The sequence below is a fragment of the Mixta sp. genome, assembly GCF_024610815.1.
GTDB lineage: Bacteria > Pseudomonadota > Gammaproteobacteria > Enterobacterales > Enterobacteriaceae > Mixta > Mixta calida.
In genome coordinates this window covers 27,384-52,481 of record NZ_JANION010000219.1, presented here as the reverse complement: position 1 = coordinate 52,481, position 25,098 = coordinate 27,384, and the positions used below count along the sequence as shown (strand labels likewise).

General features: G+C 59.3%; 23 protein-coding genes. 14 read left to right on the top strand and 9 right to left on the bottom strand.

The features are described 5' to 3' along the window. Positions 1 to 400: 400 nt before the first annotated feature. The gene (locus tag MYY08_RS16925; RefSeq protein ID WP_038625193.1) at positions 401 to 1,114 is read right to left on the bottom strand and encodes a phosphatase PAP2 family protein; all 714 of its coding nucleotides are present in this window, start codon (positions 1,112 to 1,114) and stop codon (positions 401 to 403) included. A 37-nt stretch (positions 1,115 to 1,151) separates the two neighbouring features. Continuing rightward, positions 1,152 to 2,141, bottom strand: coding sequence for a CobW family GTP-binding protein (locus tag MYY08_RS16920; protein ID WP_288015040.1), 990 nt, complete (start codon positions 2,139 to 2,141; stop codon positions 1,152 to 1,154). Positions 2,142 to 2,312: 171 nt separating this feature from the next. On the opposite strand from MYY08_RS16920, the gene MYY08_RS16915 reads away from it, so the two are divergent. Then, positions 2,313 to 2,537 carry a YmdA family protein gene (locus MYY08_RS16915; protein WP_288015037.1) on the top strand — a complete coding sequence of 75 codons (225 nt, stop codon included), beginning with the start codon at positions 2,313 to 2,315 and terminating at the stop codon, positions 2,535 to 2,537. A gap of 55 nt (positions 2,538 to 2,592) precedes the next feature. On the opposite strand, the gene yeiP is transcribed toward MYY08_RS16915, so the two are convergent. Then, positions 2,593 to 3,165 (bottom strand): elongation factor P-like protein YeiP, encoded by a 573-nt coding sequence (gene yeiP, locus MYY08_RS16910; protein ID WP_038625198.1) that lies wholly within the window; start codon positions 3,163 to 3,165, stop codon positions 2,593 to 2,595. A 151-nt stretch (positions 3,166 to 3,316) separates the two neighbouring features. Between yeiP and MYY08_RS16905 the strand changes: the two genes are divergently transcribed. The 4 genes from MYY08_RS16905 to fruA all read left to right on the top strand — a co-directional run bounded on the left by MYY08_RS16905 (position 3,317) and on the right by fruA (position 7,861). After that, a complete protein-coding gene (locus MYY08_RS16905) occupies positions 3,317 to 3,571 on the top strand; it encodes a YkgJ family cysteine cluster protein (protein WP_038625199.1) in 255 nt (84 codons plus the stop codon). Positions 3,572 to 4,069: 498 nt separating this feature from the next. After that, positions 4,070 to 5,203, top strand: coding sequence for a fused PTS fructose transporter subunit IIA/HPr protein (fruB, locus tag MYY08_RS16900; protein WP_038625200.1), 1,134 nt, complete (start codon positions 4,070 to 4,072; stop codon positions 5,201 to 5,203). Beyond that, complete coding sequence (fruK, locus tag MYY08_RS16895; protein ID WP_038625201.1) at positions 5,200 to 6,138, top strand: 1-phosphofructokinase; 939 nt, start codon at positions 5,200 to 5,202, stop codon at positions 6,136 to 6,138. Before fruB ends, fruK begins: the two co-directional genes overlap by 4 nt. 16 nt (positions 6,139 to 6,154) lie before the next feature. Then, positions 6,155 to 7,861 (top strand): PTS fructose transporter subunit IIBC, encoded by a 1,707-nt coding sequence (gene fruA / locus MYY08_RS16890; RefSeq protein ID WP_038625202.1) that lies wholly within the window; start codon positions 6,155 to 6,157, stop codon positions 7,859 to 7,861. Positions 7,862 to 7,925: 64 nt separating this feature from the next. On the opposite strand, the gene MYY08_RS16885 is transcribed toward fruA, so the two are convergent. The 3 genes from MYY08_RS16885 to MYY08_RS16870 form a co-directional block, all read right to left on the bottom strand. Further along, entirely contained in the window at positions 7,926 to 9,338 is a 1,413-nt protein-coding gene (locus tag MYY08_RS16885; RefSeq protein ID WP_038625203.1) for a hypothetical protein, read from the bottom strand. 286 nt (positions 9,339 to 9,624) lie between these two features. Beyond that, the gene (nfo, locus tag MYY08_RS16875) at positions 9,625 to 10,482 is read right to left on the bottom strand and encodes a deoxyribonuclease IV (protein ID WP_038625204.1); all 858 of its coding nucleotides are present in this window, start codon (positions 10,480 to 10,482) and stop codon (positions 9,625 to 9,627) included. A 38-nt stretch (positions 10,483 to 10,520) separates the two neighbouring features. Further along, complete coding sequence (locus MYY08_RS16870) at positions 10,521 to 11,597, bottom strand: YeiH family putative sulfate export transporter (RefSeq protein ID WP_038625206.1); 1,077 nt, start codon at positions 11,595 to 11,597, stop codon at positions 10,521 to 10,523. 108 nt (positions 11,598 to 11,705) lie between these two features. On the opposite strand from MYY08_RS16870, the gene MYY08_RS16865 reads away from it, so the two are divergent. The 6 genes from MYY08_RS16865 to cirA all read left to right on the top strand — a co-directional run bounded on the left by MYY08_RS16865 (position 11,706) and on the right by cirA (position 18,805). After that, positions 11,706 to 12,083 (top strand): YkvA family protein, encoded by a 378-nt coding sequence (locus tag MYY08_RS16865; RefSeq protein ID WP_084971199.1) that lies wholly within the window; start codon positions 11,706 to 11,708, stop codon positions 12,081 to 12,083. 10 nt (positions 12,084 to 12,093) lie between these two features. Further along, complete coding sequence (gene yieE / locus MYY08_RS16860) at positions 12,094 to 12,960, top strand: DNA-binding transcriptional regulator YeiE (RefSeq protein WP_038625209.1); 867 nt, start codon at positions 12,094 to 12,096, stop codon at positions 12,958 to 12,960. A gap of 138 nt (positions 12,961 to 13,098) precedes the next feature. Then, positions 13,099 to 14,565: an amino acid permease gene (locus MYY08_RS16855; RefSeq protein ID WP_038625210.1), complete on the top strand. Its 1,467-nt coding sequence runs from the start codon at positions 13,099 to 13,101 to the stop codon at positions 14,563 to 14,565. 223 nt (positions 14,566 to 14,788) lie between these two features. After that, positions 14,789 to 15,871 carry a FecCD family ABC transporter permease gene (locus tag MYY08_RS16850; RefSeq protein ID WP_038625211.1) on the top strand — a complete coding sequence of 361 codons (1,083 nt, stop codon included), beginning with the start codon at positions 14,789 to 14,791 and terminating at the stop codon, positions 15,869 to 15,871. Continuing rightward, positions 15,871 to 16,656: an ABC transporter ATP-binding protein gene (locus tag MYY08_RS16845; RefSeq protein WP_288015028.1), complete on the top strand. Its 786-nt coding sequence runs from the start codon at positions 15,871 to 15,873 to the stop codon at positions 16,654 to 16,656. The genes MYY08_RS16850 and MYY08_RS16845 overlap by 1 nt, the downstream gene beginning before the upstream one ends. Before the next feature lie 202 nt (positions 16,657 to 16,858). Beyond that, entirely contained in the window at positions 16,859 to 18,805 is a 1,947-nt protein-coding gene (cirA, locus tag MYY08_RS16840; protein ID WP_288015025.1) for a catecholate siderophore receptor CirA, read from the top strand. Between the two features lie 75 nt (positions 18,806 to 18,880). Here cirA and fghA read toward each other — a convergent pair whose 3' ends face one another. The 3 genes from fghA to ptrR are packed head-to-tail and all read right to left on the bottom strand — an operon-like array spanning position 18,881 to position 21,767. After that, positions 18,881 to 19,723 carry an S-formylglutathione hydrolase gene (gene fghA / locus MYY08_RS16835; protein WP_038625214.1) on the bottom strand — a complete coding sequence of 281 codons (843 nt, stop codon included), beginning with the start codon at positions 19,721 to 19,723 and terminating at the stop codon, positions 18,881 to 18,883. A 12-nt stretch (positions 19,724 to 19,735) separates the two neighbouring features. Beyond that, on the bottom strand, positions 19,736 to 20,860 hold the full coding sequence (locus MYY08_RS16830) for an S-(hydroxymethyl)glutathione dehydrogenase/class III alcohol dehydrogenase (RefSeq protein ID WP_038625215.1): 1,125 nt from the start codon (positions 20,858 to 20,860) through the stop codon (positions 19,736 to 19,738). Continuing rightward, a complete protein-coding gene (gene ptrR / locus MYY08_RS16825; protein ID WP_190296891.1) occupies positions 20,847 to 21,767 on the bottom strand; it encodes a putrescine utilization regulator PtrR in 921 nt (306 codons plus the stop codon). The genes MYY08_RS16830 and ptrR overlap by 14 nt, the downstream gene beginning before the upstream one ends. A gap of 104 nt (positions 21,768 to 21,871) precedes the next feature. Here ptrR and MYY08_RS16820 point away from each other — a divergent pair, with 104 nt between their 5' ends. The 3 genes from MYY08_RS16820 to yeiB all read left to right on the top strand — a co-directional run bounded on the left by MYY08_RS16820 (position 21,872) and on the right by yeiB (position 25,012). Continuing rightward, the gene (locus MYY08_RS16820) at positions 21,872 to 23,029 is read left to right on the top strand and encodes a YbfB/YjiJ family MFS transporter (protein ID WP_288015021.1); all 1,158 of its coding nucleotides are present in this window, start codon (positions 21,872 to 21,874) and stop codon (positions 23,027 to 23,029) included. 134 nt (positions 23,030 to 23,163) lie between these two features. Then, positions 23,164 to 23,829: a GTP cyclohydrolase I FolE gene (gene folE / locus MYY08_RS16815; protein ID WP_038625217.1), complete on the top strand. Its 666-nt coding sequence runs from the start codon at positions 23,164 to 23,166 to the stop codon at positions 23,827 to 23,829. Positions 23,830 to 23,857: 28 nt separating this feature from the next. Then, positions 23,858 to 25,012: a DUF418 domain-containing protein YeiB gene (gene yeiB, locus MYY08_RS16810; RefSeq protein WP_288015019.1), complete on the top strand. Its 1,155-nt coding sequence runs from the start codon at positions 23,858 to 23,860 to the stop codon at positions 25,010 to 25,012. The last annotated feature ends 86 nt before the right edge of the window (positions 25,013 to 25,098 follow it).

The following is a 25,098-nucleotide window of genomic DNA, read 5'->3' as shown; positions in this document are numbered from 1 at the left end:
TTTCTGAATCTTTAAAATGTGTAAATGCGCACATTTTTCTTTTTCAGCGACGCCTTTTTAGGGCTCCTTATGCCTGGCTGTGGCTGAGGTTACCCGATCGGATGCCGCATGGCGAGTGCTTTTACGCACTTTTTTATAGGTTTTTATGATGTGAAATCAATATATAACCATTTGGTTACTTTATAGACAAATGTGTGCAAATAATGGGGAGAGTAAAGGGGCTTTAACCGGCCAATTTAGCGGATTGAGGATGTTTTAAGAAAGTAGGGGCTGGACAAAAGCCTTTTCGTCATAATATGCGTTTAATATTGCCGAAATAGCGTCTTTGCGAATTTATCATTAGCATGCTTATTATCAACTGGTAAAAAAGGCCCGTCGGTTCATCGCCGACGGGCCTTTTTCAGGCGACGCTGCCGGGTTTGTATCTGCCTGGCAACGTACGATAGAGCCAGTTGACCAGCCAGTCGCTGGCGGGCGTGATTAGCCACCAGCTGAGTCCCACCAGCACAACCGACAGCGATCCCACCGCCACATCGGTAAACCAGTGCGCCCCGGCCATAATGCGCGGCAGGGAAAACAGCACCGCAATCACCAGCGCGGTAGCAAATGCCTTAACGCCGAAATAACGCAGCATAAAGCAGGCGAAAATGATCAGCATCATGCCGTGATCGCCGGGAAAGCTGTCTTTCGACGCATCTTTCGCCGGAATGCCGGTCAGCTCGCTGACGCGCCAGATATTATCGAAGAACAGCGTTGGACTGGAATGCTTCACCGGCAGCAGGTGGCCCAGCTGATTCAGGATCACCGCTGTCAACAGCATACAGATGCCGATAGCCAGCATGCGGCGACGCCCTTGCGGCGTCTCACTGCGCCAGTAAGACCAGTAAAGCAGGCCCATCGCCAGTAAAGAGACGGCGTCGAAACCACGGAAGTTAGTCACCGCCAGCAGCAGGGCGAAAGCATAACTGGTTGCCATATGCTGGTTGAACCAAAAAAATATCGACTTATCAATGCCGAACCAGGGGCCGTGGTTGCCTGGTAAATACCAGGATAAAAACAGCGCCGCTCCAGCCAGGTTCAGCAGCAGAATAATCGCTAACCGTTTTGCGTTCATAGGGACTCAAGTTAAAGGTCAAAAATAACGGCATAAGTTAACGCTTATCACTTAAACGGAGTTTCAACAATTCGTTTTGCAGCTGATTCCAGTCCGCGTCGCTGTGATGAATGATCTCGATGCGGCTATCCGGCGGCGGCGCCTGGCGCGTTTCAATGCGAAAGTCGGCGCCCTGGCGGTTAATGCTGACCGCGCCCTCGGCGATGCGCATCACGCCTTTTACGCGTTCGACCGGCGCCAGGCGCGCCCACTCCAGCACGCCGACGGTATCGAAAACGGTCTCGCTGTCGAAAGCCCAGCCGCAGGCGTAGTAGCCCTGGCCCTGATTAAAGGCGCGCCGCCAGCGCGCATTATTGTCAAGACGCAGCGCGCCCAGACCGGAATCGCGCCGCGGATGGCTATGCTGATGCGTTTCGCTCTGCGGCAGGGCGCGCAAATTGCGGCGCGGCTGCGCCAGCAGAGCGGGATCGATGCGGCCATACTCGGTGCCGATCAGTTGACGATCGCCGAGTTCCTCTGCCTGCCACTGCGCCAGCGCCTGTCGATCCTGTTCCTGCCAGCGATCCTGCTTATTGGCGACCACGATATCCGCCGCCGCCAGCTGATCGCGAAAGTTCTCGTTTTCCCGCACGCGCGCGTCGCTGAGCTGGCGCGGATCGAGCAGCGTCAACGACGCCTGTAAGGTTAGCCAGGGCTGATAGACCTCGGCGCTGAGCATATCAAGGATCTGTTTGGGATGGCCCAGGCCGGTCGGCTCAATGAGCAGTCGGTCAAGCTGATGCTGACGCAGCAGCATGTTCAGGCCAACCTGCATCGGCAGACCGTTCACGCAGCACATGCAGCCGCCGGGGATCTCTTTCAGCACCGCGCCGCTTTCCGCCAGCAGCGCGCCATCGATGCCGATTTCGCCAAATTCGTTCACCAGAATCGCCCAGTTTTCTCCTTCCGGCTTATTGGCCACTAAATGCAGCAGCGTGGTGGTTTTGCCGCTACCGAGAAAGCCGGTAACTAAATTGACCTTGATCATACTTACCTCTTTTTATCTGCATCAGGCGTTTTTCTTATACGCAAAAAAGCCAGAAGCGTTTTTAGTTAATCGTATTACTAATGAACCAACCTATCGCCTGGAGCAATTATGAAGCCTGTAGCTTTATCTGGCCTGATGCTGTTCAGTGTTGCCGCTTCTGCAGGAAACGGCATGATACTTTTTACCGGCAGCATTTATGAAAGCGGCTGTCATTCTTTCGTTATAGAGCAAGAGCTGCGCATCAGCTGTTATCAACAGGGTGAATGGCGACAACAGGCGGAATCACTTGCTGAACTTGGCCTGGAAAAAATGCGGTCAACGCCCGTGGCGGATATGCAGCTGACCTGGCTCGACAGCCAGCAAAAAATGGGCATAGTGACGATCAGTTTACATTAGATGTTTTGTTATAATATAACAAAAATACCGGCGGGGATGCCGCCGGGTGAGGGCGTTACTCGGCGCGGCCCATATAGCGGCGCTCAGCGATATGTATACGAATTTTTTCGCCGTTGCTGAGATATTCCGGCACCTGAATGGAAAGGCCGGTGCTCATTACGGCGGGTTTGGTGCGCGCGCTGGCCGATGCGCCTTTAATGCCCGGCGAAGTATCGACGATTTCCATATCTACGGTCTGCGGCAGTTCAAGCGCCAGCACCTGACCATCCATTGTTAATACCTGAATGCCGGGAATGCCGCCTTCAGGAATAAACAGCAGTTCTTCTTCAATCTGCTCTTTTTTGAAGGTGTAGGGCGTATAGTCTTCATCGTCCATAAAGACATACTCGTCGCCGTCGACGTAAGAGAAGGTCACCGAGCGGCGGCTCAGCGAAATGACGTCCAGAATGTCGTCGCCTTTAAAGCGTTCTTCCACTTTCAGGCCGGTGCGGATATCGGTAAAACGCATTTTATACAGGGTTGATGCGCCGCGGGCGCTGGGACTCTGGATATCGATATCTTTCACCAGCAGCAGCTTGCCGTTCCAGGTTACGGCCATTCCGCGCTTAATTTCGTTAGCTCTTGGCATGTCAACTCTCTCTGCGTGTCGAAATAAAGAATCGCGACAAAGTACTCCCGGCCAGCTGATCAGGCAAGATCCCCATGGAATTTTTCCCGGCGCGCATGGCAATTGCGGCGGCGGACTGATATTGTCGCGGAAATTTCTGAAGGGGAAAGGTATGGAGTGTCGCACCGCCTGCGGCGCCTGTTGTACGGCGCCGTCTATCTCATCGCCTATTCCCGGCATGCCGCAGGGCAAACCGGCCAATACGCCCTGCGTTCAGCTCGACCCGCAGCAGCGCTGCAAAATTTTCGGTTCGCCGCTGCGGCCGAAAGTGTGTGCCAGCTTACAGCCGTCCGCAGAGATGTGCGCCTCGACGCGCGAGCAGGCGATGACCTGGCTGCTGACGCTGGAAGCGGCGACCGCGCCCTGACATTATCCTGCTGACCTGCTGACCTGCTGACCTGCTGACCTGCTGACCTGCTGACCTGCTGACCTGCTGACCTGCTGACCTGCTGACCTGCTGACCTGCTGACCTGCTGACCTCTGACCTGTTGACCTCTCTTGCCCTGGTCCCTCTGTGACTTTCGCGCGCTTTCACGCCCCATGAGCGTAGTTAAACAACGCAACGGGAACGTGCGCCTGCGTCTGTTTTCCGCCTGCTGATAAAAGCTGAAATATGAGCGTTGAGTTTAGTTCCTTTCAGCAAAGGCATCAGCTGCACAGCAGGTTTATTCCGAAAAGGTAAATGAAATGTGCGTTGCTTCAAAAATATGCTACGCAAATTTACGTATAACTTGCGTGCAAACGGCACTCTGTACCAAACTCATTGAAACGTTTCAGCGTTATCTCGGGAGTCATGTTGGCATGGGATAACGCTTTTTTTCTCAATACAGCTGAAACGATTCAATTTCGGCAGGAGAGGAGAACTATGTTCCAGCTCGATATTAAGGCCATTCATCCAGGTCAGACGGCCAGCAATAAGGAAGAGGCTATTCGTCAGGTTGCCGCCGCGTTGACCGCCGCTGGCAACGTAGGCGAAGGCTACGTGCAAGGCATGCTCGCCCGCGAACAACAAACCTCAACCTATCTGGGCAACGGCATCGCAATTCCGCACGGCACCACCGATACGCGCGACTTAGTGCTGCAAACCGGCGTGCAGGTGTTTCAGTTTCCGCAGGGCATCGCCTGGGGCGACGACCAAACCGCTTATGTGGTGATCGGCATCGCCGCGCGCTCCGATGAACACCTGGCGCTGCTGCGTCAGCTGACGCACGTGCTGAGCGATGACGATGTGGCCGCGCAGCTGAGAACAACCCACTCCGCAGAGGAGCTGCGCAGCCTGCTGATGGGCGAAAAGCAGGGCAGCGAATTTAAATTTGACGCCTCCCTGATCGCCCTTGACGTCAATGCCGGCGATCTGATGACGCTAAAGGCGCTTAACGCCGGTCGTTTACAGCAGGCGGGCGCCGTAGACGCGCGCTTCGTCACCCACGTGATCGGCGCGAAGCCGCTGAATCTGGGGCAGGGCATCTGGCTGAACGACAGCACCGAAGGCAACCTCGGCAGCGCCGTGGCGGTCAGCCGCGCCGCGCAGCCTTTCACCGTTGACGGCGAACCGGCAGCGATGCTGGTGACGGTCGCGGTGGCGGACGATAAACCGTTGCAGGTGCTGAACTATCTCAGCGACCTGCTGCTGAAGCAAAAAGCGGATCGCCTGCTGAAGGCGGACGCGGCGGGCGTGCTGGCGCTGATGACCAGCGAGGTGAACGAACAGGCAGAGGTGTTGACGGCGGAGTTTATCATTCGCAACGAGCACGGCCTGCATGCCCGTCCGGGCACCGCGCTGGTCAGCGTGATCAAACAATTTAACTGCGACGTCACCATCACCAATCTTGACGGCAGCGGCAAACCCGCCAACGGACGCAGCCTGATGAAAGTGGTGGCGCTGGGCGTGAAAAAAGGACATCGCCTGCGCTTTACCGCCAGCGGTGAAGATGCACAACAGGCGCTGGACGCCATTGAAGAGGCGATTAACAGCGGCCTCGGCGAGGGGGCAGCATGAGCAGACGCGTCGCAACCATTACCCTTAATCCGGCCTATGACCTGGTCGGCTATTGCCCGGAAATCGAGCGTGGCGAAGTCAACCTGGTGAAGACCACCGGCCTGCACGCCGCAGGCAAGGGCATTAACGTCGCGAAAGTGCTGAAAGATTTAGGCATCGACGTCACCGTCGGCGGCTTCCTTGGTAAAGAGAATCAGGACGGTTTTCAGCATCTGTTCAGCGAGCTGGGCATCGCCAACCGTTTTCAGGTGGTGCCGGGCCGTACCCGCATCAACGTCAAGCTGACGGAAAAAGATGGCGAAGTTACCGATTTAAACTTCTCCGGCTTCGACGTCAGCGCGCAGGATTGGGAACGCTTTACCACCGATTCTCTCACCTGGCTGGGCCAGTTCGATATGGTCTGCGTCAGCGGCAGCCTGCCTGCGGGCGTCGCGCCAGAAGCCTTTACGCGCTGGATGAGCGATCTGCGCACTCATTGCCCGTGCATTATTTTCGACAGCAGTCGCGAAGCGCTGGTGGCCGGTCTGAAAGCCGCGCCCTGGCTGGTGAAGCCTAACCGCCGCGAGCTGGAAATCTGGGCCGGACGCAAGCTGCCGACGCTGGAGGATGTGATTGAAGCGGCGCACGCCCTGCGTGAACAGGGCATTGCTCACGTAGTGATTTCGCTCGGCGCGGAAGGCGCGCTGTGGGTGAACGCCTCCGGGGAATGGATCGCCCGACCGCCGGCCTGTGAAGTGGTCAGCACCGTGGGCGCCGGCGATTCCATGGTCGGTGGGCTGATTTACGGCCTGCTGATGCGCGAATCCAGCGAGCACACTCTGCGTCTGGCGACTGCGGTCGCCGCGCTGGCAGTCAGCCAGAGCAACGTAGGCGTTACCGATCGTACTCAGTTGGCCGCAATGATGGCGCGCGTCGACCTGAAACCTTTTAACTGACAGCAGGAGAGGCATAATGAAAACGCTGCTGATGACAGATCCTTCGCTGGGGCTTGCTTCCGGCTATATGGCAAAACAAATTCTTGCGGCGGCGGCGGGCAAAGCTGGCCTGACGCTGGTGGAAAACCCGGCCGAGGCCGAACTGGTTATCGCGCTGGGCGACAGGATGCCGACCGACAGCGCCCTGAATGGCAAAGCGGTATGGCAGGGCGACGCCGCCCAGGCGCTGCGCGATCCGCAGGCGTTCCTTGCGCGCGCCAAAGCGGAAGCGAAACCCTGGCAGGCGCCCGCCGCAGAGCCGATCGCCGCGCCGGTGAGCGCGGCCGCCTCGACCGGCGCGAAGCGCGTGGTGGCGATTACCGCCTGTCCGACCGGCGTGGCGCACACCTTTATGGCCGCCGAAGCGATCGAAACCGAAGCGAAAAAACGCGGCTGGTGGGTAAAAGTCGAAACCCGCGGTTCAGTGGGCGCCGGCAACCCGATCACCCCGCAGGAAGTGGCGGAAGCGGATCTGGTGATCGTCGCGACCGATATCGAAGTGGATCTGGCGAAATTCGCCGGTAAGCCGATGTATCGCACCTCAACCGGCCTGGCGCTGAAGAAAACCGCGCAGGAGTTCGATAAGGCGCTGGCGGAAGCGCGTCCTTATCAGCCGAAAGGCAACACGCAGAGCGCCGCCAGCGATGGCGAGCAGCAGCAGGAGCGCGCGGGCGCCTATCGTCATCTGTTGACCGGCGTTTCTTATATGCTGCCGATGGTGGTGGCGGGCGGCCTGTCCATCGCGCTCTCTTTCGCCTTCGGCATTACCGCGTTTAAAGAGCAGGGCACGCTGGCGGCGGCGCTGATGCAGATCGGCGGCGGCACGGCGTTCGCGCTAATGGTGCCGGTGCTGGCGGGCTTTATCGCCTTCTCTATCGCTGACCGCCCCGGCCTGACGCCGGGCCTGATCGGCGGTATGCTGGCCAGCAGCATCAACGCTGGCTTCCTCGGCGGCATCATCGCCGGTTTTATCGCCGGTTACGCCGCGAAGTTTCTCAGCAGTAAAGTGAAGCTGCCGCAGAGTATGGAGGCGCTGAAGCCGATCCTGATTATTCCGCTGGTGGCGAGCCTGATCACCGGTCTGCTGATGATTTACGTGGTCGGCACGCCGGTGGCGAAAATCATGGAAGGCCTGACGCACTGGCTCGGCAATATGGGTACCGCCAACGCGGTGCTGCTGGGCGCGATTCTGGGCGGCATGATGTGCGCCGATATGGGCGGCCCGATCAACAAAGTGGCCTATGCGTTCGGCGTCGGGCTGCTGAGTTCGCAGGCTTACGCGCCGATGGCGGCGATTATGGCTGCGGGCATGGTGCCGCCGCTGGCGATGGGCGTGGCGACGCTGCTGGCGCGTAATAAATTCAACAAAGGGCAACAGGAGGGCGGTAAAGCGGCGCTGGTGTTGGGCCTGTGCTTTATCTCTGAAGGGGCGATTCCGTTCGCCGCCCGCGACCCGATGCGCGTGCTGCCGTGCTGTATCGTCGGCGGCGCGGTCACCGGCGCCATCTCGATGATGGTCGGCGCGAAACTGATGGCGCCGCACGGCGGTCTGTTTGTGCTGCTGATCCCAGGCGCGATTACGCCGGTACTGGGTTACCTGCTGGCTATCGTCGTAGGTACGCTGCTGGCGGGCGTGGCCTATGCGGTGCTGAAACGTCCTGAGTCGGAGCTGGTGAAAGCCTGATTCTCTCATGCGAATAAAAACGCCAGCCTTCGGGCTGGCGTTTTTTTATCTGGCGCAGGACAATTTAACGCGCGATCGTGACGTCGCTCAGGGCGACCTCCATCATTTTGCCTTTCACGCTGCGCTTCAGCGGCAGGAAAATATTCAGATCGTTTAAGAAGGCGGACTCGGTTTTGAAGGTGCCTTCATCATTTTGCTGTTCACAACTGACGCGCCAGTAGCTGCCGCTAAAGGCGGTGTTCAGCGCGTGGGCGTCGCCTTTCTCCATCACCTCGCAGCGATCGGTCATCCTGTTTACTTTTTCCTTCTCGCCCAGGTCGCCGTTTTCTACCGTGGTGACGTAGCGCTGCCCCTGATAAAGCGGGAAGCGCAGCGTCGTGTCCAGCGAGCGGGTTTGATTAGGCACATGGCTGATGGAAAGAGCGGACTGCAACTGAATGGCATTGGCTATCATGATGCGCTGTCCCCTGAACAGACGATAGTCCTCCAGGCGCACCATCAGCCCGTCGGGACGCGCATCGAGGATATAGCTCACCTTGTCGCTGCTGGCGTCGCTTTCCGTCCAGCGCAGGCGGCGGAATTTTGGCGGCGCCCAGTTTTTTACCAGCTTCTGCGCCTGCGCCGTCAGCGCCGCATCGAGCGGAAACTGCGTCAGCCACTGGGTTGAGTTATCGCCGAACTGCGGCAGCATCGGTTTCAGCAGATCATCGCTGGCGGGCGTTTTTTTACTGACGTAACGGCCGAGGCCGCGAAAGTCGCTGGGCGCGCTGAGCTGGCAGATAGCGTCAAAGGCGGCGACGGTCGCTGGCGTATTTTCAAAGCTGTCGGCGCGGCGGATAGCTTCTTTATCGATCAGGCCGTCAGTGACCCGGCCCTGTGGGTCAACATCCAGCGCGCCAACCACTTTATCCGTCTTGTTGCCGCAGTGATATAAGTGCAGTTCGATTTTAAAATTATAGGGTGCGTCATAAGGCGGGTCCCAGCTGATTTTATCGTAGCCGAAGCCGACCCTGACGATAAGACTCTCGCCAGCCCGGATAATATTGGCGCGATCGATAAGCGTAGGGATATCCCAGCGGTTCTTTTTCTCTACGTAAACCCACTCCGCCTCTTTAAGCTTCACGTCGCAGAGCTGCGCGATCTGCTCCTGCGTGATTTCTGGCGCAGGCTGTGGCGGTGCGTAGCGGGCCAGATTTTCGCCGTAGAAGCGATGTTCTTTTAGCCCCTCTTTATCCAGCAGATCCCAGTAGAGCTGGTAAGCCTGGCGCTGCGTACAGTCAATCGCCGACCAACGCTGCACCTGTCGGTTGTCGCTAAAGGTGATGTTGGTGACTATATTGATCTGATTATGCAGGCGCATCATCATAAATGGATTAACCCAGACGGACTTGATGGTTTTCGGCTGGACGTCGGCGCTGGCGGGCGCGCCAATTATCGCGGCAAGTAATAGACTTGTAGAAAAAACAGCGCGTTTCATGTGTTACTCCCTGTAAAAGAATCTGGCATCCTTTATCGGCACTGCGCTGTTATTCTTCAGTTTTTTTAACCTTTTACCAGGCGGCAACGATGCCAGAAAGCAGGCGGCGGCCGTGGCCTGCAAGCATGTGGCGGGTCGAGACCAGCCCGTGCGGGCTGGCGGAAAACCGTAGCCTGGTCGATGCTGGCCGCATCGCGCTGCTGTGACTTCAGCCAGGCTATTTCATCCTTCCAGATATCGGGCTTAATGGTTTCCAGAATCAGCAGAATATTGTCGCGGCTGTCTTTCAGACGCTGGCCGCATCGCGCTGCTGTGACTTCAGCCAGGCTATTTCATCCTTCCAGATATCGGGATTGATGGTTTCGAGAATCAGCGGAATATTGTCGAAGCGGCTGTCTTTCATTAGCCAGCTAAACACCGTGGTGCCGATATTCCCTTCGCCTAAGCTATGGTGACGGTCAACGCGGCTGGCGTAAGCGCTTTTCGCGTCATTAAGGTGCATGCCGCGCAGATACCGGAAGCCGACGACGCGATCGAACTCGGCGAAGGTCGCCTCGCAGTCCGCTTCGCTACGCAGATCGTAGCCCCCGGCAAAGGCGTGGCAGGTATCGATGCAGACGCCGACGCGCGATTTATCCTCTACGCCGTCGATGATCGCCGCCAGATGCTCGAAGCGGTAGCCGAGATTGCTGCCCTGACCGGCGGTGTTTTCAATCACAGCGGTAACGCCGCGGGTCTTATCCAGCGCGATATTCACCGATTCCGCGATGCGCTTCAGACAGGCTTCCTCGTCAATCTGATTCAGATGGCTGCCGGGATGAAAATTGAGCAGCGACAGGCCCAGCTGTTCGCAGCGCTGTAGCTCGTCGATAAAGGCGGCGCGCGATTTTTCCAACGGCTCCTCCTGCGGATGGCCGAGGTTAATCAGAAAGCTGTCGTGAGGCAGGATCTGCGCGCTGCTGTAGCCATACTTTTCGCAGGCGTTGCGAAAGGCGCTGATGATCGCCGGCGTCAGCGCGGCCGCGCGCCACTGGCGCTGATTTTTGGTAAACAGCGCAAACGCGGTCGCTTCCAGTTCGTGGGCGCGCTGCACCGCCTGGTCCACTCCGCCCGCCGCGCTCACATGGGCGCCGATAAATTTCATGCCGTTCTCCTGTTAATGGCCTTACCTGAGCAAACCGGTCATGATAACTGATGCGCCAGCGGCATGAAATGGTGAACCAGCAGGTTAAGCGCGCCGCCGCCCACGATGAGCCAGAGAAACAACATTAACCCTAATAACAGCGGGCGCACGCCCGCCTGTTTCAGCGCGCTGAAGTGCGTCGTCAGACCCAGCGCGGCCATCGCCATCGCCAGCAACAGGGTATCGACCGCGTTGATCGCTGTTATCCAGCTGGCGGGCAGCAGATGGAAAGAGTTAAACAGCGCGACGGCGATAAACAGCAGCGCGAACCATGGGAAGGACAGGGCGCGCTTTTCGCTGCTTTCTCCCGGCGTCAGCCGCCGCAGCCGGGCGGCAAGCAGCAGCAGGAACGGGGCCAGCATCATCACCCGCAGCATTTTGGCGATTACCGCCGCGTTTTCCGCCTCCGGTCCGATGGCATGGCCCGCCGCCACCACCTGCGCCACTTCATGCACGGTCGAGCCGGTATAAATGCCGAACTGCGTCGCGCTCAGTTCGGCCCAGAGCGGGTGCGCCAGCGACCAGAGCAGCGGATAAACAAAGATCGCCAGCGTGCCGAACAGCACCACCGTGGCGATCGCCACCGCCACCTTCGACGCCTGCGCCCTGATTACCGGCTCGGTCGCCAGCACCGCGGCGGCGCCGCAGATGCTGCTGCCGGCGCCGATCAGCCAGCAGGTTTCCCGGTCGAGCCGCAGCCAGCGACGGCCCAGCCAGCAGGCGAGCAGAAAAGTGGAGCTTAACGTCAGCGCGTCAATCAGCACGCCGCTGACGCCCACATCGGCGATCTGCTGGAAAGTCAGACGAAAGCCATAAAGAATAATGCCGAGACGCAGCAATCGCTGCTTCGCCAGCAGCACGCCGCTGTCGCAGGCGCGGTGCAGGTGTGGATAAAGCGTGTTGCCGAGTATCATGCCGATGACGATCGCCAGCGTTAGCGCGCTCAGGCCCAGCGCGGCGATCCTGGGCTGGCTGCCAGCCAGCAAGGCGACGGCGGCGATCGCTGCGGTTAACAGCAGGCCGGGCAGCCAGCGTGACGGCGTATGCTGTGATTTGGTAACGATTAATTCAGCCATGGTTCGACTCCTCTCTGTTGCGGAGAGTGTGCGCCAGGAGTGGTTTAAAAGAGAAATTGATTATATATTTATTATTAACCGGAATAAGTGGTATAGCGCGGAGAAACTATGTTTGGTCGATTGCGCCGCTGGGCGCGGCTTATTAAGAGAGATGCGCTGACGCTGTGGTACGCCTGTCGCGATCCGCGCACCCCGCTGTGGCTGAAGCTGATGACCGGCGTGCTGGTGGCCTACGCCTTCAGCCCCATCGATCTGATCCCCGATTTTATTCCTATTATCGGCCTGCTGGACGATGCGATCATCGTGCCGCTCGGCGTCATGCTGCTGCTGCGTCTGCTGCCGAAAGAGATCCGCATCAGCAGCGAAGCGAAAGCGGAGCAGCGGCGGCGCAAGGGGAAAAAGGTGGTCAGCCGCGCCGGACTGGTGATGGTGCTGCTTATTTGGCTGGCGGTTATCGTCTGGTGCGTCAGACATTTTATGGCATAGGGAAAGCGCCATGCATATCACGTTGCGTCAGATAGAAGTGTTCACCGAGGTGTTGAAAAGCGGCTCGACCACCCAGGCTTCGCAGCAGCTGGCGCTGTCGCAGTCGGCGGTCAGCGCCGCGCTGGCCGATCTGGAAGGGCAGCTCGGCGTGCAGCTATTCGATCGCGTCGGCAAAAGGCTGGTGCTGAATGAGCATGGCCGCCTGCTTTATCCGCGCGCGGTCGGGCTGCTGGAGCAGGCCGCCGATATCGAACAGCTGTTTCGCGAAGATAACGGCGCCATCCGGCTCTACGCCAGCAGCACCATCGGCAACTATCTGCTGCCCGGCATGCTTGCCGTCTGGCGGCGCGACTATCCGCAGCTGCCGCTGGAGTTGAGCGTCGGCAACAGCCAGGACGTCATCAATGCGGTGGCCGATTTTCGCGTCGATCTTGGGCTGATTGAAGGGCCGTGTCATCTGAACGATATCGTCAGCGAGCCGTGGCTGGAAGATGAGCTGGTGGTGTTCGCCGCGCCGGAGGCCCCGCTGTTGCAACAGCCGGTGACGCTGGAGAGTCTGGCCGCCGCGCCCTGGATTCTGCGCGAGCACGGCTCCGGCACGCGCGAAATCGTCGATTATCTGCTGCTGTCGCATCTGCCGCAGTTTCAGCTGGCGCTGGAGCTGGGCAACTCGGAAGCGATCAAACATGCGGTGCGTCACGGCATGGGCATCAGCTGCCTGTCGCGCCGGGTAATCGCTGAACAGCTGGAGACCGGCTCGCTGGTGGAAGTGCCGATTCCGCTGCCCAAACTGTCGCGTACGCTTTACCGCATTCATCATCGACAAAAGCATATCTCGCGCGCGCTGGAACGCTTCCTGAGCTACTGCCGGGAGTAGGGCAGGCCGCGGCGCGCGCCGTTGCTAATAATCACGGCCGCATCATGAAGGTAACTTATAACGGTAGGTTATCGCTATACTTGACCGGACAGCTTGCTACAATCGCGCCTCATTTTTACCCATTTACAGCGTTTAAATATGGTTCAGGATAAAAAAACAACACAACAACCTGGGTTGCAGCGCGCATTGAAAGCGCGCCATTTAACCATGATCGCCATCGGCGGCTCTATCGGCACCGGGCTGTTTGTCGCCTCGGGCGCCACCATCTCTCAGGCGGGGCCGGGCGGCGCGCTGCTCTCCTACGCGCTGATCGGTCTGATGGTCTATTTTCTGATGACCAGCCTCGGCGAACTGGCGGCCTTTATGCCGGTTTCCGGCTCTTTCTCCACCTATGGTGCCAAATATGTCGAAGAGGGTTTTGGCTTCGCGCTTGGATGGAACTACTGGTACAACTGGGCGGTCACGATCGCCGTTGACCTGGTGGCATCACAGCTGGTGATGAGTTACTGGTTCCCGGATACGCCGGGCTGGATCTGGAGCGCCCTGTTCCTTGGCCTGATGTTCCTGCTGAACTACATTTCGGTGAAGGGCTTCGGCGAAGCGGAATACTGGTTTTCGCTGATCAAAGTGTCGACCGTGATTATCTTTATCGCCCTGGGCGTGCTGATGATCGTTGGGATTCTGCGCGGCGGCGAAAGCGCTGGCTGGCAGAACTGGCAGATCGGCGATGCGCCGTTCGCCGGTGGTTTTTCCGCGATGATCGGCGTGGCGATGATTGTCGGCTTCTCCTTCCAGGGCACCGAGCTTATCGGCATCGCGGCGGGCGAATCGGAAGATCCGGCGAAAAACATTCCGCGCGCGGTGCGTCAGGTCTTCTGGCGTATTCTGCTGTTCTATATCTTTGCCATTCTGATCATCAGCCTGATTATCCCTTACACCGATCCGAGTCTGCTGCGCAATGACGTGAAAGATATCAGCGTCAGTCCCTTCACGCTGGTGTTCCAGCATGCGGGCCTGCTCTCGGCGGCGGCGGTGATGAACGCGGTGATCCTGACGGCGGTGCTGTCGGCGGGCAACTCCGGCATGTATGCTTCCACCCGTATGCTGTTCACGCTGGCCAGCGAGGGCAAAGCGCCGCGCATTTTCGCGAAGCTGTCGAAAAACGGCGTGCCGCGCAACGCGCTCTACGCCACAACCGTGGTGGCGGCGCTCTGCTTCCTGACCTCGAAATTCGGCAACCAGCAGGTTTATCTGTGGCTGTTGAACACCTCTGGCATGACCGGCTTTATCGCCTGGCTGGGGATCGCTATCAGCCACTATCGCTTCCGTCGCGGCTACGTGATGCAGGGGCATGACCTGGCGGATCTGCCTTATCGCTCAGGCTTTTTCCCGCTGGGACCGATCTTCGCCTTCGTTCTCTGCCTGATTATTACCCTGGGGCAAAATTATCAGGCGTTCCTGGCGGACACCATTGACTGGTACGGCGTGGCCGCCACCTATATCGGCATTCCGCTGTTCCTGCTGATCTGGTTCGGCTATAAGCTGGCGCGCCGCACCCGCTTTGTACGCTATAAGGATATGGAGTTCCCGCGCTTCGGCGAGTAACGTTGAAGGCAGGCTGGTTAACATAAAGGCGCGACGCAGGTCGCGCCTTTTTTCGTATCCGCGCAGATGTTATAAATTGCATTGATAAGCATTATCATTTGTTTTATTGTTCCAGCCCTTATCGTTACGCCTCTATGACGGAAGCGCGTAGCGGGCAGGGCAGTCTACGTTGTTAAAAGCGAGCCCGCCGCGTCTGAAAGAACGGACATTGACAGGATTTAACATGAGTGTGACACACGACTCCGCGCACGTTTCCCGCACCGCGCCGCCCGCTGCGGTTATGGGACGCTACCGCCAGCTTCTGCGCCAGCGCCTGCTGCTGATGAGCATTTTGCTGCTGGCGATTCTGGCCTCGCTGGTTCTCGATTTTACCCTCGGCCCCTCCGGGCTGACGTTGAACACGCTGTGGCATACGCTGTTGCAGCCCGATAGCGTCGATGCCGGTACGCGAGTTATCGTCTGGGAAATTCGTCTGCCCTATGCGCTGATGGCGGTGGTGGTGGGGCTGGCGCTCGGCCTGGCCGGCGCGGAGATGCAGACCATCCTCAATAACCCGCTCGCCAGCCCTTTTACCCTTGGCGTCTCGTCCGCCGCGGCGTTCGGCGCCGCGCTGGCGATTATTCTCGGCATCGGCATTCCCGGCATTCCCGATCAGTGGTTCATCTCCGGCAACGCTTTTATCTTCGCGCTGTTCGCCGCGCTGATGCTTGATGGCGTTACGCGCTGGACGCGCGTCGCCACCTCCGGCGTGGTGCTGTTCGGCATTGCGCTGGTATTCACCTTTAACGCGCTGGTGTCGATGCTGCAATTTATCGCCAGCGAAGATACCCTACAGGGGCTGGTGTTCTGGACCATGGGCAGCCTGGCGCGCGCCTCCTGGGAGAAGCTGGCGATATTAAGCGTTGCGGTGCTGCTGCTGCTGCCGTTCTCTTTAAAAAGCGCCTGGAAGCTGACCGCGCTGCGCCTCGGCGAAGATCGCGCCGTCAGCTTCGGTATCGACGTGCGGCGCCTGCGTCTTGGCACGCTGCTGCGCATCAGCATTCTTTCCGCGCTGGCGGTAGCGTTTGTCGGACCGATTGGCTTTATCGGCCTGGTAGCGCCGCATATCGCTCGTCTGATCTTCGGCGAAGATCATCGTTATTATCTGCCCGCCAGCGCCCTGACCGGCGCGCTGGTGCTGTCGATGGCCTCGGTCGCCTCGAAGAACCTGATTCCCGGCATTATTATTCCGGTCGGCATCGTCACCTCGCTGGTGGGCGTGCCCTTCTTCCTGACCATTATTCTGCGCAACCGGGGGAATGTCTGATGGAAGGTTTACAGATCCGCGCGTTCCATACCGGCTATCCGAAGCGCAACGTCATCGAAAATCTGAACGTGCCGCAGCTGCCGCGCGGCAAAATCACCGTGCTGCTGGGGCCGAACGGCTGCGGCAAGTCAACGCTGCTGCGCGCGCTGGCGGGATTGAATCAGGCGCGCGGCGAGCTGTGGCTTAACGGCGAAGAGCTGATGGGGCTGCCGTTCGCCCGCCGCGCCGAGCGGGTCGTTTACCTGCCGCAGTCGCTGCCGGCGGGCGTGCATCTGCACGTGCTGGAATCGATCATCGTCGCGCAGCGCGCCTCCGGCGGTCACGGCGGAGCGGCCAGCGAAGCGGAGGTGATGGCGCTGCTGGAACAGTTGGGCATCGCTCACCTGGCGTTAAGCTATCTCGATCAGCTCTCCGGCGGGCAAAAACAGCTGGTGGGATTAGCGCAGTCGTTAATTCGTCGTCCGCACTTATTATTACTCGACGAACCTTTAAGCGCGCTTGATTTGAATTACCAGTTTCACGTGATGGATTTAGTGCGGCGGGAAACGCGGCGGCGCAATATCGTCACCGTGGTGGTGGTGCATGATATTAATATCGCGCTGCGTCATGCCGAACATGTATTAATGCTGCAACAGGGCAGGCTGATTGCCGACGGCGCGCCGGAGAAGGTGATTACCGCCCAAAGCCTCGCCGAGGTCTATGGCGTGCGCGGCCGCATTGAGCTGTGCTCGCAGGGGACGCCGCAGGTGCTGATTGACGGGCTGGTGGCGGAGCCAGGGCTTTAATTTTCGCCGCGCCTGCTAAATATAAAATTCGCAGGCGCAGCAAACGCGTGGAATAAATCAGTTAGCAGGCGATTTATTCCACCCATAATAAATAGATGTATTCCGCTTTAAATCATTTTTTTTACAGGCGACGGGTTGCGCCTTTTCAATGTGGGCATGAGCGTAAATTTATTTTGGTTACTTTTACCTCATGGAGAGAAATATGTTTCGCTTAAATGGTGTGATGCGCGCAGGCCTTTGCACGTCCGTTATTTGTCTGGCGCTGCCAGCCTACGCCGCCGGAGAAGATCACAACGATACGATGGTGGTGACCGCCTCGGCGAATGAAATTAATTTGCAGGATGCGCCAGCCAGCATCAGCGTGATCACCCACGAAGAAATTAAGCGCAAGCCGGTGCAAAACCTGCGCGAAGTACTGCGCGAAGTGCCGGGCGTTCAGCTTACCGACGAAGGAGACAACCGTAAGGGCGTCAGCCTGCGCGGGCTGGACAGCAGCTATACCCTGATCCTGATCGACGGCAAGCGCGTCAGCTCGCGCAACGCGGTGTTTCGTCATAACGATTTCGATCTCAACTGGATCCCGGTCGACGCCATCGAGCGCATCGAGGTGGTGCGTGGGCCGATGTCCTCGCTCTACGGCTCCGACGCGCTGGGCGGCGTGGTCAACATTATTACCCGCAAGGTCGGCAAAGCCTGGCACGGCACCCTGAGCGCCGACACCACCTTGCAGGCGCATCGCGATCGCGGCGACAGCTATAATGGCAACTTCTTCACCAGCGGCCCGCTGATTGAGGATCTGCTGGGCGTGAAGGTCTACGGCAACCTCGGCAAGCGTGAAAAAGACGACGCGCCAGCCAGCGGCGATTCGGCGCGCATTGAGGGCTACACCAGCCGCAACGGCAACGCTGAATTTACCCTGACACCCGACGATAATCAGGAGATCGGCTTCGGCTACGGCTTCGACCATCAGGACCGCGACTCCGATTCGCTGGATAAAAACCGCCTCGAGCGACAAAACTACAGCCTGAGCCATAATGGCCGCTGGGGCTTCGGCAATACCGAGCTGCGCTTCTACGGCGATAAAATCGATAACTATTCCAGCGACGTCATCACCTCGCGCAATAACAGCCTCGACGGCAAGCTGGTGCTGCCGCTGATGGCGATTAATCAGCTGCTCACTTTCGGCGGCGAGTGGCGTCACGATAAGCTGAGCGACAGCGTCAACCTCAAGAGCGGCGGCGACGCCTCCGCCAGTCAGTATGCGCTGTTCGTGGAGGATGAGTGGCGGCTGCTGGATTCGCTGGCGCTGACCGGCGGCCTGCGCATGGACGATCACGAAACCTACGGCGATCACTGGAGTCCGCGCCTCTATCTGGTGTGGAACGCCAGCGACACCGTAACGGTAAAGGGCGGCTGGGCGAATGCCTTTAAAGCGCCGTCGCTGTTGCAGCTCAGCCCCGACTGGCAGAGCAACTCCTGCCGTGGCAGCTGTTCCGTGGTGGGCAGCCCCGATCTGAAGCCGGAAACCAGCGAAAGCTTTGAGCTGGGACTTTACTGGCGCGGCGATGAAGGCTGGCTGGACGGCGTCAGCGGCAGCGTTACCGCCTTCCAGAACAACGTCGACGATATGATCAGCATCTCGCGCACCTCCGATCCCGCTTTAGCGCCCGGCTACAGCAACTTTGTCGGCTTTGATAAAAACGGCAAACCGGTGTTCCGCTACTACAACGTCAACAAGGCGCGCATCACCGGCCTTGAAACCGAGCTGAAAGTGCCGTTCAACGATAGCTGGAAGCTGACGCTGAACTACACCTACAGCGACGGACGCGATCTCAGCAACGGCGGCAACAAGCCGCTGAGCGAGCTGCCGCTGCATACCGCCAACGGCACGTTGGACTGGACGCCGCTGGATGACTGGAATGTGTATTTGCAGGCGAATTACTCGGGTCAGCGCCGCACGCTGAAAAATGACGGCGTAACGCCGGGCGGCTATGTGCTGTGGAACACCGGCGCCAGCTGGCAGGCGACCAAAGCGGTGAAGCTGCGCGCAGGGGTGCAGAATCTGCTGGACAAGGATTTCAGCCGCGATGATTACGGCTATAACGAAGATGGCCGCCGCTACTTCCTGGCGATGGATTACAACTTCTGAGAAAAGTAAAAAGGGCGGCCATGGCCGCCCTGAAGAGAGCGCTGCGCGCCCTGACTAACAGCAGGGCGCGTTTTTTTATGCCAGCAGATGCTGCGCATGGAAGCGCAGGTGATCTTCCACAAAAGAGGCGATAAAAAAGTAGCTGTGATCGTAGCCCGGCTGAATGCGCAGCGTCAGCGGCCAGTTCGCCTGCTGCGCCACCGCTTCCAGCTGTTCCGGCTGCAGCTGATCGGCAAGGAACTGATCGCTGTCGCCCTGATCGATCAATATCGGCAGCTGCGCTGGCGACGCCGCCATCAGCAGGCAGCTGTCATACTGCCGCCACTGTTCGCGATCCTCGCCCAGATAGGCGCTGAACGCTTTCACGCCCCACGGCACCGCCGCCGGGTTGACGATCGGCGCGAACGCCGATACCGAGGCGAAGCGATGCGGATTGCGCAGCGCCAGCACCAGCGCACCGTGGCCGCCCATCGAATGCCCCATGATCGCCTGACGATCGCTGACCTTAAAGTTGCTGGCGATCAGCGTCGGCAGCTCCTCGTTCAGGTAATCATACATGCGGAAATGCTGGCGCCAGGGCGCCTGCGTCGCGTTCAGGTAGAAGCCTGCGCCCTGTCCGAGATCGTAGGCGTCGTCATTGGGCACCTCATCGCCGCGCGGGCTGGTGTCCGGCATGATCAGCACCAGGCCCAGCTCCGCCGCCACGCGCTGCGCGCCCGACTTCACGACGAAGTTTTCATCGGTACAGGTCAACCCCGCCAGACACCACACCACCGGCGGCGGGGTGTCGCTTGTCGGCCCCGGCAGAAAAATGCCGAAGGTCATATTGCAGCCCAGCACCGATGAATGGTGGCGCCAGCGCTGCTGCCAGCCGCCAAACAGGCGATGCTCTTCCAGTAATTCCAGCGTTGTTGGCATGACGCCTCCCGTTTATTTACTGAAATGCACCACGGAGCGGATCGATTTGCCTTCGTGCATCAGATCGAACGCCTCGTTGATCTCTTCCAGCGGCATAGTGTGGGTAATAAAATCATTGAGCTGGAACTTGCCGTCGAGGTAATCCTGCACGATGCCCGGCAGCTGAGAACGGCCTTTCACGCCGCCGAAGGCGGAGCCGCGCCAGACGCGTCCGGTCACCAGCTGGAAAGGACGGGTGGAGATCTCTTCACCTGCGCCCGCTACGCCGATAATCACCGACTCGCCCCAGCCTTTGTGGCAGCACTCCAGCGCGGAACGCATCACGTTTACGTTGCCAATGCACTCAAAAGAGAAGTCAACGCCGCCGTCGGTCATCTCAACGATCACCTCCTGAATCGGCTTATCATAATCTTTCGGATTCACCAGGTCGGTTGCGCCGAGCTTGCGCGCCAGATCGAATTTGCTGGTGTTGATATCGATGCCGATAATGCGGCCCGCTTTCGCCATCTTCGCGCCGATAATCGCCGACAGACCAATGCCGCCGAGACCGAAAATCGCCACGGTGTCGCCTTCTTTGACTTTTGCCGTGTTCATCACCGCGCCCATGCCGGTGGTGACGCCGCAGCCCAGCAGACAGACTTCTTCCAGCGGCGCTTCTTTGCTGATTTTCGCCAGCGAAATCTCCGGCACTACGGTATATTCGGAGAAGGTGGAGGTGCCCATATAGTGGAAGATCGGCTTGCCGTCTTTAAAGAAACGGGTGGTGCCGTCCGGCATCAGGCCTTTGCCCTGGGTGGCGCGGATCGCCTGGCAGAGGTTGGTTTTGCCGGAGAGACAGAATTTACATTTGCCGCACTCCGGGGTGTAGAGCGGGATCACATGGTCGCCGACTGCGACGCTGGTAACGCCTTCGCCGACCGCTTCCACAATGCCGCCGCCCTCATGGCCGAGGATCGCCGGGAACACCCCTTCTGGATCTTTGCCCGACAGGGTGTAAGCATCAGTGTGGCAGACGCCGGTCGCTACGATGCGCACCAGCACTTCGCCTTGTTGCGGCGGCATCAGATCCACTTCTTCAATCTTCAGCGGCTCGCCTGGAGCCCAGGCTACGGCGGCGCGGGTCTTAATCATTTCCATTTATACACTCCTGAGGATGCATCAACTCATCGTTAATGGGGTTGTCGTCAAACTGTTCAATTATTAAATACTTCAGCGCTTCCACATTGGGGGTAAACGCATCGCGCCGCCAGATAAGCCAGGTGGCGGTATCGCGGAATCTGTCCGGCAGCCGGTGCGCCTGCACTCGCTCGCGCGCCGGCAACTGCGCCAGCACCGATTCCGGGATCAACGCCACGCCGGCTCCGCTTGCGACGCAGGCCATCATTGCGTGATAGGACTGAATCTCCATCACGTTGTGCGGCTGTACGCCGCTGTCGCGGTACCACTCTTCCAGCAACAGGCGATAGGAGCAGCTGGTGCGAAAGGCGAAAACCGTATCGCCGCTGGCGTCGGCAGCGCTGCGGATCGGCGTATGATCGACGCTGGAGATCAGCGTCATCCGCTCGCGAAAAGCGATGCAGCCGTTCAGCTCGTCATAGTTAGCCGGCCCGTCGACCAGCGCCGCCGCCAGCGTGCCCTCGCGCACCCGATCGATAATCTCGCCGGAAGTGCCGGTGATCAGCGACAGCGCCACCGTCGGATAGCGCTGATGATAGGCGGCCAGCAGATTCGGCAGGCGCGTGGCGGCGGTGCTTTCCATCGAGCCGAGCGCGAAGTTGCCGCCCGGCTCGCCGGCGCGCGCCATGCTTAGCGCCTCTTCGCTCAGCGCCAAAATGCGTTGCGCGTAACAAAGGAAATTATGGCCCATCGGCGACAATCGCAGGCGTTGTTTTTCACGAATAAACAGATCCACCCCGATCTCCTGCTCCAGCTGGCGCAGGCGCGTGGTCAGGTTAGAAGGGACCCGATGCAATTGCTCTGCGGCGCGCGCCACCGAACCGGTTTCCGCCACCGAACAGAACATACGTAACTGGACTAAATCCATCTGTTCTCTTACCGTAATTAACTTTATCAGAATCATTCACTTTTCGTGAGTGTAAACCTCGTGCATGATGGACGCAACGGTTAAACAAAAAAGATGATGTCACAATGCGGAAAACAGAGGCGAAACGGACCGTAGGAGCAGGGCGTATTGCGTTAAGCGCGCTGCTGTCGCTGGTGGTGGCGATGGGTATCGGGCGCTTCGCCTTTACGCCGCAGGTACCGCTGATGATTGCCGATGGCCAGCTGACGCTCTCCAGCGCCAGCCTGGTAGCGGCGCTCAACTATCTTGGCTACCTGTGCGGATCGTTTGACGCGATGCGCGCGCGCCGTCATGTGGAACGGCGGCTGCACGCCGGGGTTTGGGGAGCGGTGGTGCTGACGTTGCTGTCGGCGTGGCTGAACGACGCCTGGCTGCACGGCGCGGCGCGTTTCATTATCGGCTGGGCCAGCGGCTGCGCGATGGTGCTGGTAGCGGCATGGAGCAACGAGCGTTTACAGCAGCTCGGCAGGCCGGGGCTGTCGGCGGCGGTTTTCGCCGGTCCGGGCATCGGCATTTTCCTCAGCGGCCTGCTGGCGGTGCTGCTGAACGGCTGGCAGGTCACGGCGGCGATCGCCTGGCTCGCCTATGGCGCGCTGGCGCTGTTACTCATTGCGCCGATTGCGGTGAATCTGCCGCGCCGCGGGGAGCTGCATCGGCCGGAAACCGCGCCCGCGCCGCTGGTGCTGGACGGCAATCTGAAGCGTCTGGTGCTGAGCTACAGCCTCGCCGGGTTCGGCTATATTCTGCCCGCCACCTTTCTTTCCCAGCTGGCGGCGACGCGTTTCCCGCACAGCCTGTTCGCGCAGTTCGTCTGGCCGGTTTTCGGCGGCGCGGCGGTGATCGGCATCGCGCTGGGCATTCTCACCCGCCGCTGGGCCGCCGCCCATCTGCGGCTGGCGGTGGCGCTGTGGGCGCAGGCGATCGGCGTATTTATCGGCGGCCTGCTGCCCGGCCTCGGCGGACTGGCGGCGGGCGCGCTGCTGACCGGCGGCGGCTTTCTCTGCGTGGTGCAACTGACGTTGCAGTATGGCCGCGAACTGGCGCCGCAGCATATGCGCTATCTGGCGGGGCTGCTGACCACCGGCTACGCCGTCGGCCAGCTGGCAGGGCCGCTGCTCTCCTGGCTTTCCAGCCTGTTATGGCACCGGCTGGAGCCGGCGCTGTTCGTGGCGGGCGCGGCGCTGCTGCTGGCTGGCGCGCTGGTCTGGCGCCGCGCCGCATGAAGGGATTTCAGGGCCGATTAAAGGGATTCACTGGATAAACGACCCGGAGTGCTTCAGAATACGCGCTCTGATTATTATCCCGACGACGACGCTGGCGCGATCGTCGGCTGTCACACCTGCTGGAGAAACATCACATGGCGACGTTAAGTCATGAAGCCGCTCTGGTTCACGATGCGTTGGTTGCGCGTGGACTGGAAACCCCGTTGCGTGCCCCCGTACGTGAAATGGATGACGAAACGCGTAAAACGCTGATTGCCGGTCATATGACCGAAATTATGCAGCTGCTCAATCTCGATTTAGACGATGACAGCCTGATGGAAACCCCTCACCGCATCGCCAAAATGTATGTGAATGAGATCTTCTCCGGTCTGGACTACGCTAATTTCCCGAAAATTACCCTGATCGATAACAAGATGAAGGTGGATGAGATGGTGACGGTGCGCGACATTACGCTGACCAGCACCTGCGAACACCACTTCGTGATTATCGACGGCAAGGCGACCGTTGCTTATATCCCGAAAGATAAGGTGATCGGCCTGTCGAAAATCAATCGCATCGTGCAGTTCTTCGCTCAGCGCCCACAGGTGCAGGAGCGTCTGACGCAGCAGGTGCTGATTGCGCTGCAAACGCTGCTCGGCACCAACAACGTGGCGGTCTCTATCGACGCCGTGCACTACTGCGTGAAGGCGCGCGGCATTCGCGACGCTAACAGCGCCACCACCACCACCTCGCTGGGCGGCCTGTTCAAGTCGAGCCAGAACACGCGTCAGGAATTTTTGCGCGCGGTGCGTCATAATTAATTCCCTTTGAAACGCGGCAGGAACCGGCATGCAACGAAATATCACGCTGGATTTTATTCGTGGTCTCGCCATTCTCGGTATCCTGCTGCTGAATATCAGCGGCTTCGGCCTGCCTTCCGCCGCCTACCTTAATCCCGCCTGGAACGGCGTCCCCTCGTTCAGCGACGCGCTGAGCTGGGCGCTGCTCGATCTGCTGGCGCAAAGCAAATTCCTCACGCTGTTTGCGCTGCTGTTCGGCGCCGGTCTGCAAATGCTGCTGCCGCGCGGCAAGCGCTGGTTGCAGGCGCGCCTGAGCTGGCTGGTGATCATCGGTTTTCTGCACGCCATCTTTCTGTGGGAAGGGGACATTCTGCTGGCCTACGGAATTATCGGACTGATCGCCTGGCGCATGATCCGCGACATGCCCTCGACCCGTTCGCTGTTCAATACTGGCGTCATGCTCTACCTGGTCGGCGTCGGCGTGCTGCTGCTGTTCGGCCTGATCTCCGACCCGGCGCCGTCGCGCTCCTGGTTGCCCGGGGCGGCGGACATTCAGTATGAAACCTTCTGGAAGCTGAGCGGCGGCACGCTGGCGATTGAAAACCGTCTCGATCATCTTTCATCGATGCTGCTGGCGTTAGGTGCGCAGTATGGCTGGCAGCTGGCCGGGCTGATGCTGATGGGCGGGGCGCTGATGCGCAACGGCTGGCTGCAGGGCGCTTTCAGCCGTCGCCACTACCGGCGCACGGCGATGGTTTTGCTGCCGCTGGGCTGGCTGATTCAGCTGCCAGGGACGCTGTTGCAGTGGCATCTCGACTGGGCGTTTCACTGGTCGGCCTTTTACCTGCAGGCGCCGCGCGATCTGGCCGCGCCCCTGACCAGCCTCGGCTACGCTGCGCTCTGCTTCGGTTTCTGGCCGCAGCTGGGCCGCCTGAAAATCACGCACGCCGTTTGCTGCGTCGGACGCATGGCGCTCACCAACTATCTGCTGCAATCCCTGATCTGTACGACGCTGTTCTATCGCTTCGGCCTGTTCCTGCATTTTGATCGTGTTCATCTGCTGCTGCTGGTGCCGCTGGTCTGGCTGGCGAACCTGCTGCTGTCGACGCTCTGGCTGCGCCGTTTCCGCCAGGGGCCGCTGGAGTGGCTGTGGCGCAGGCTGACCGCTTTCGCGGCGCAGGCGCCCGTGCGACGCGGACAATGACCGCCATCACAAATGTTAAAAAATTGTATGTAACCGTTTTCATGAGTGTGACCTGATTCACGTAGCCGCGTGCTCTTGCCTGCCAG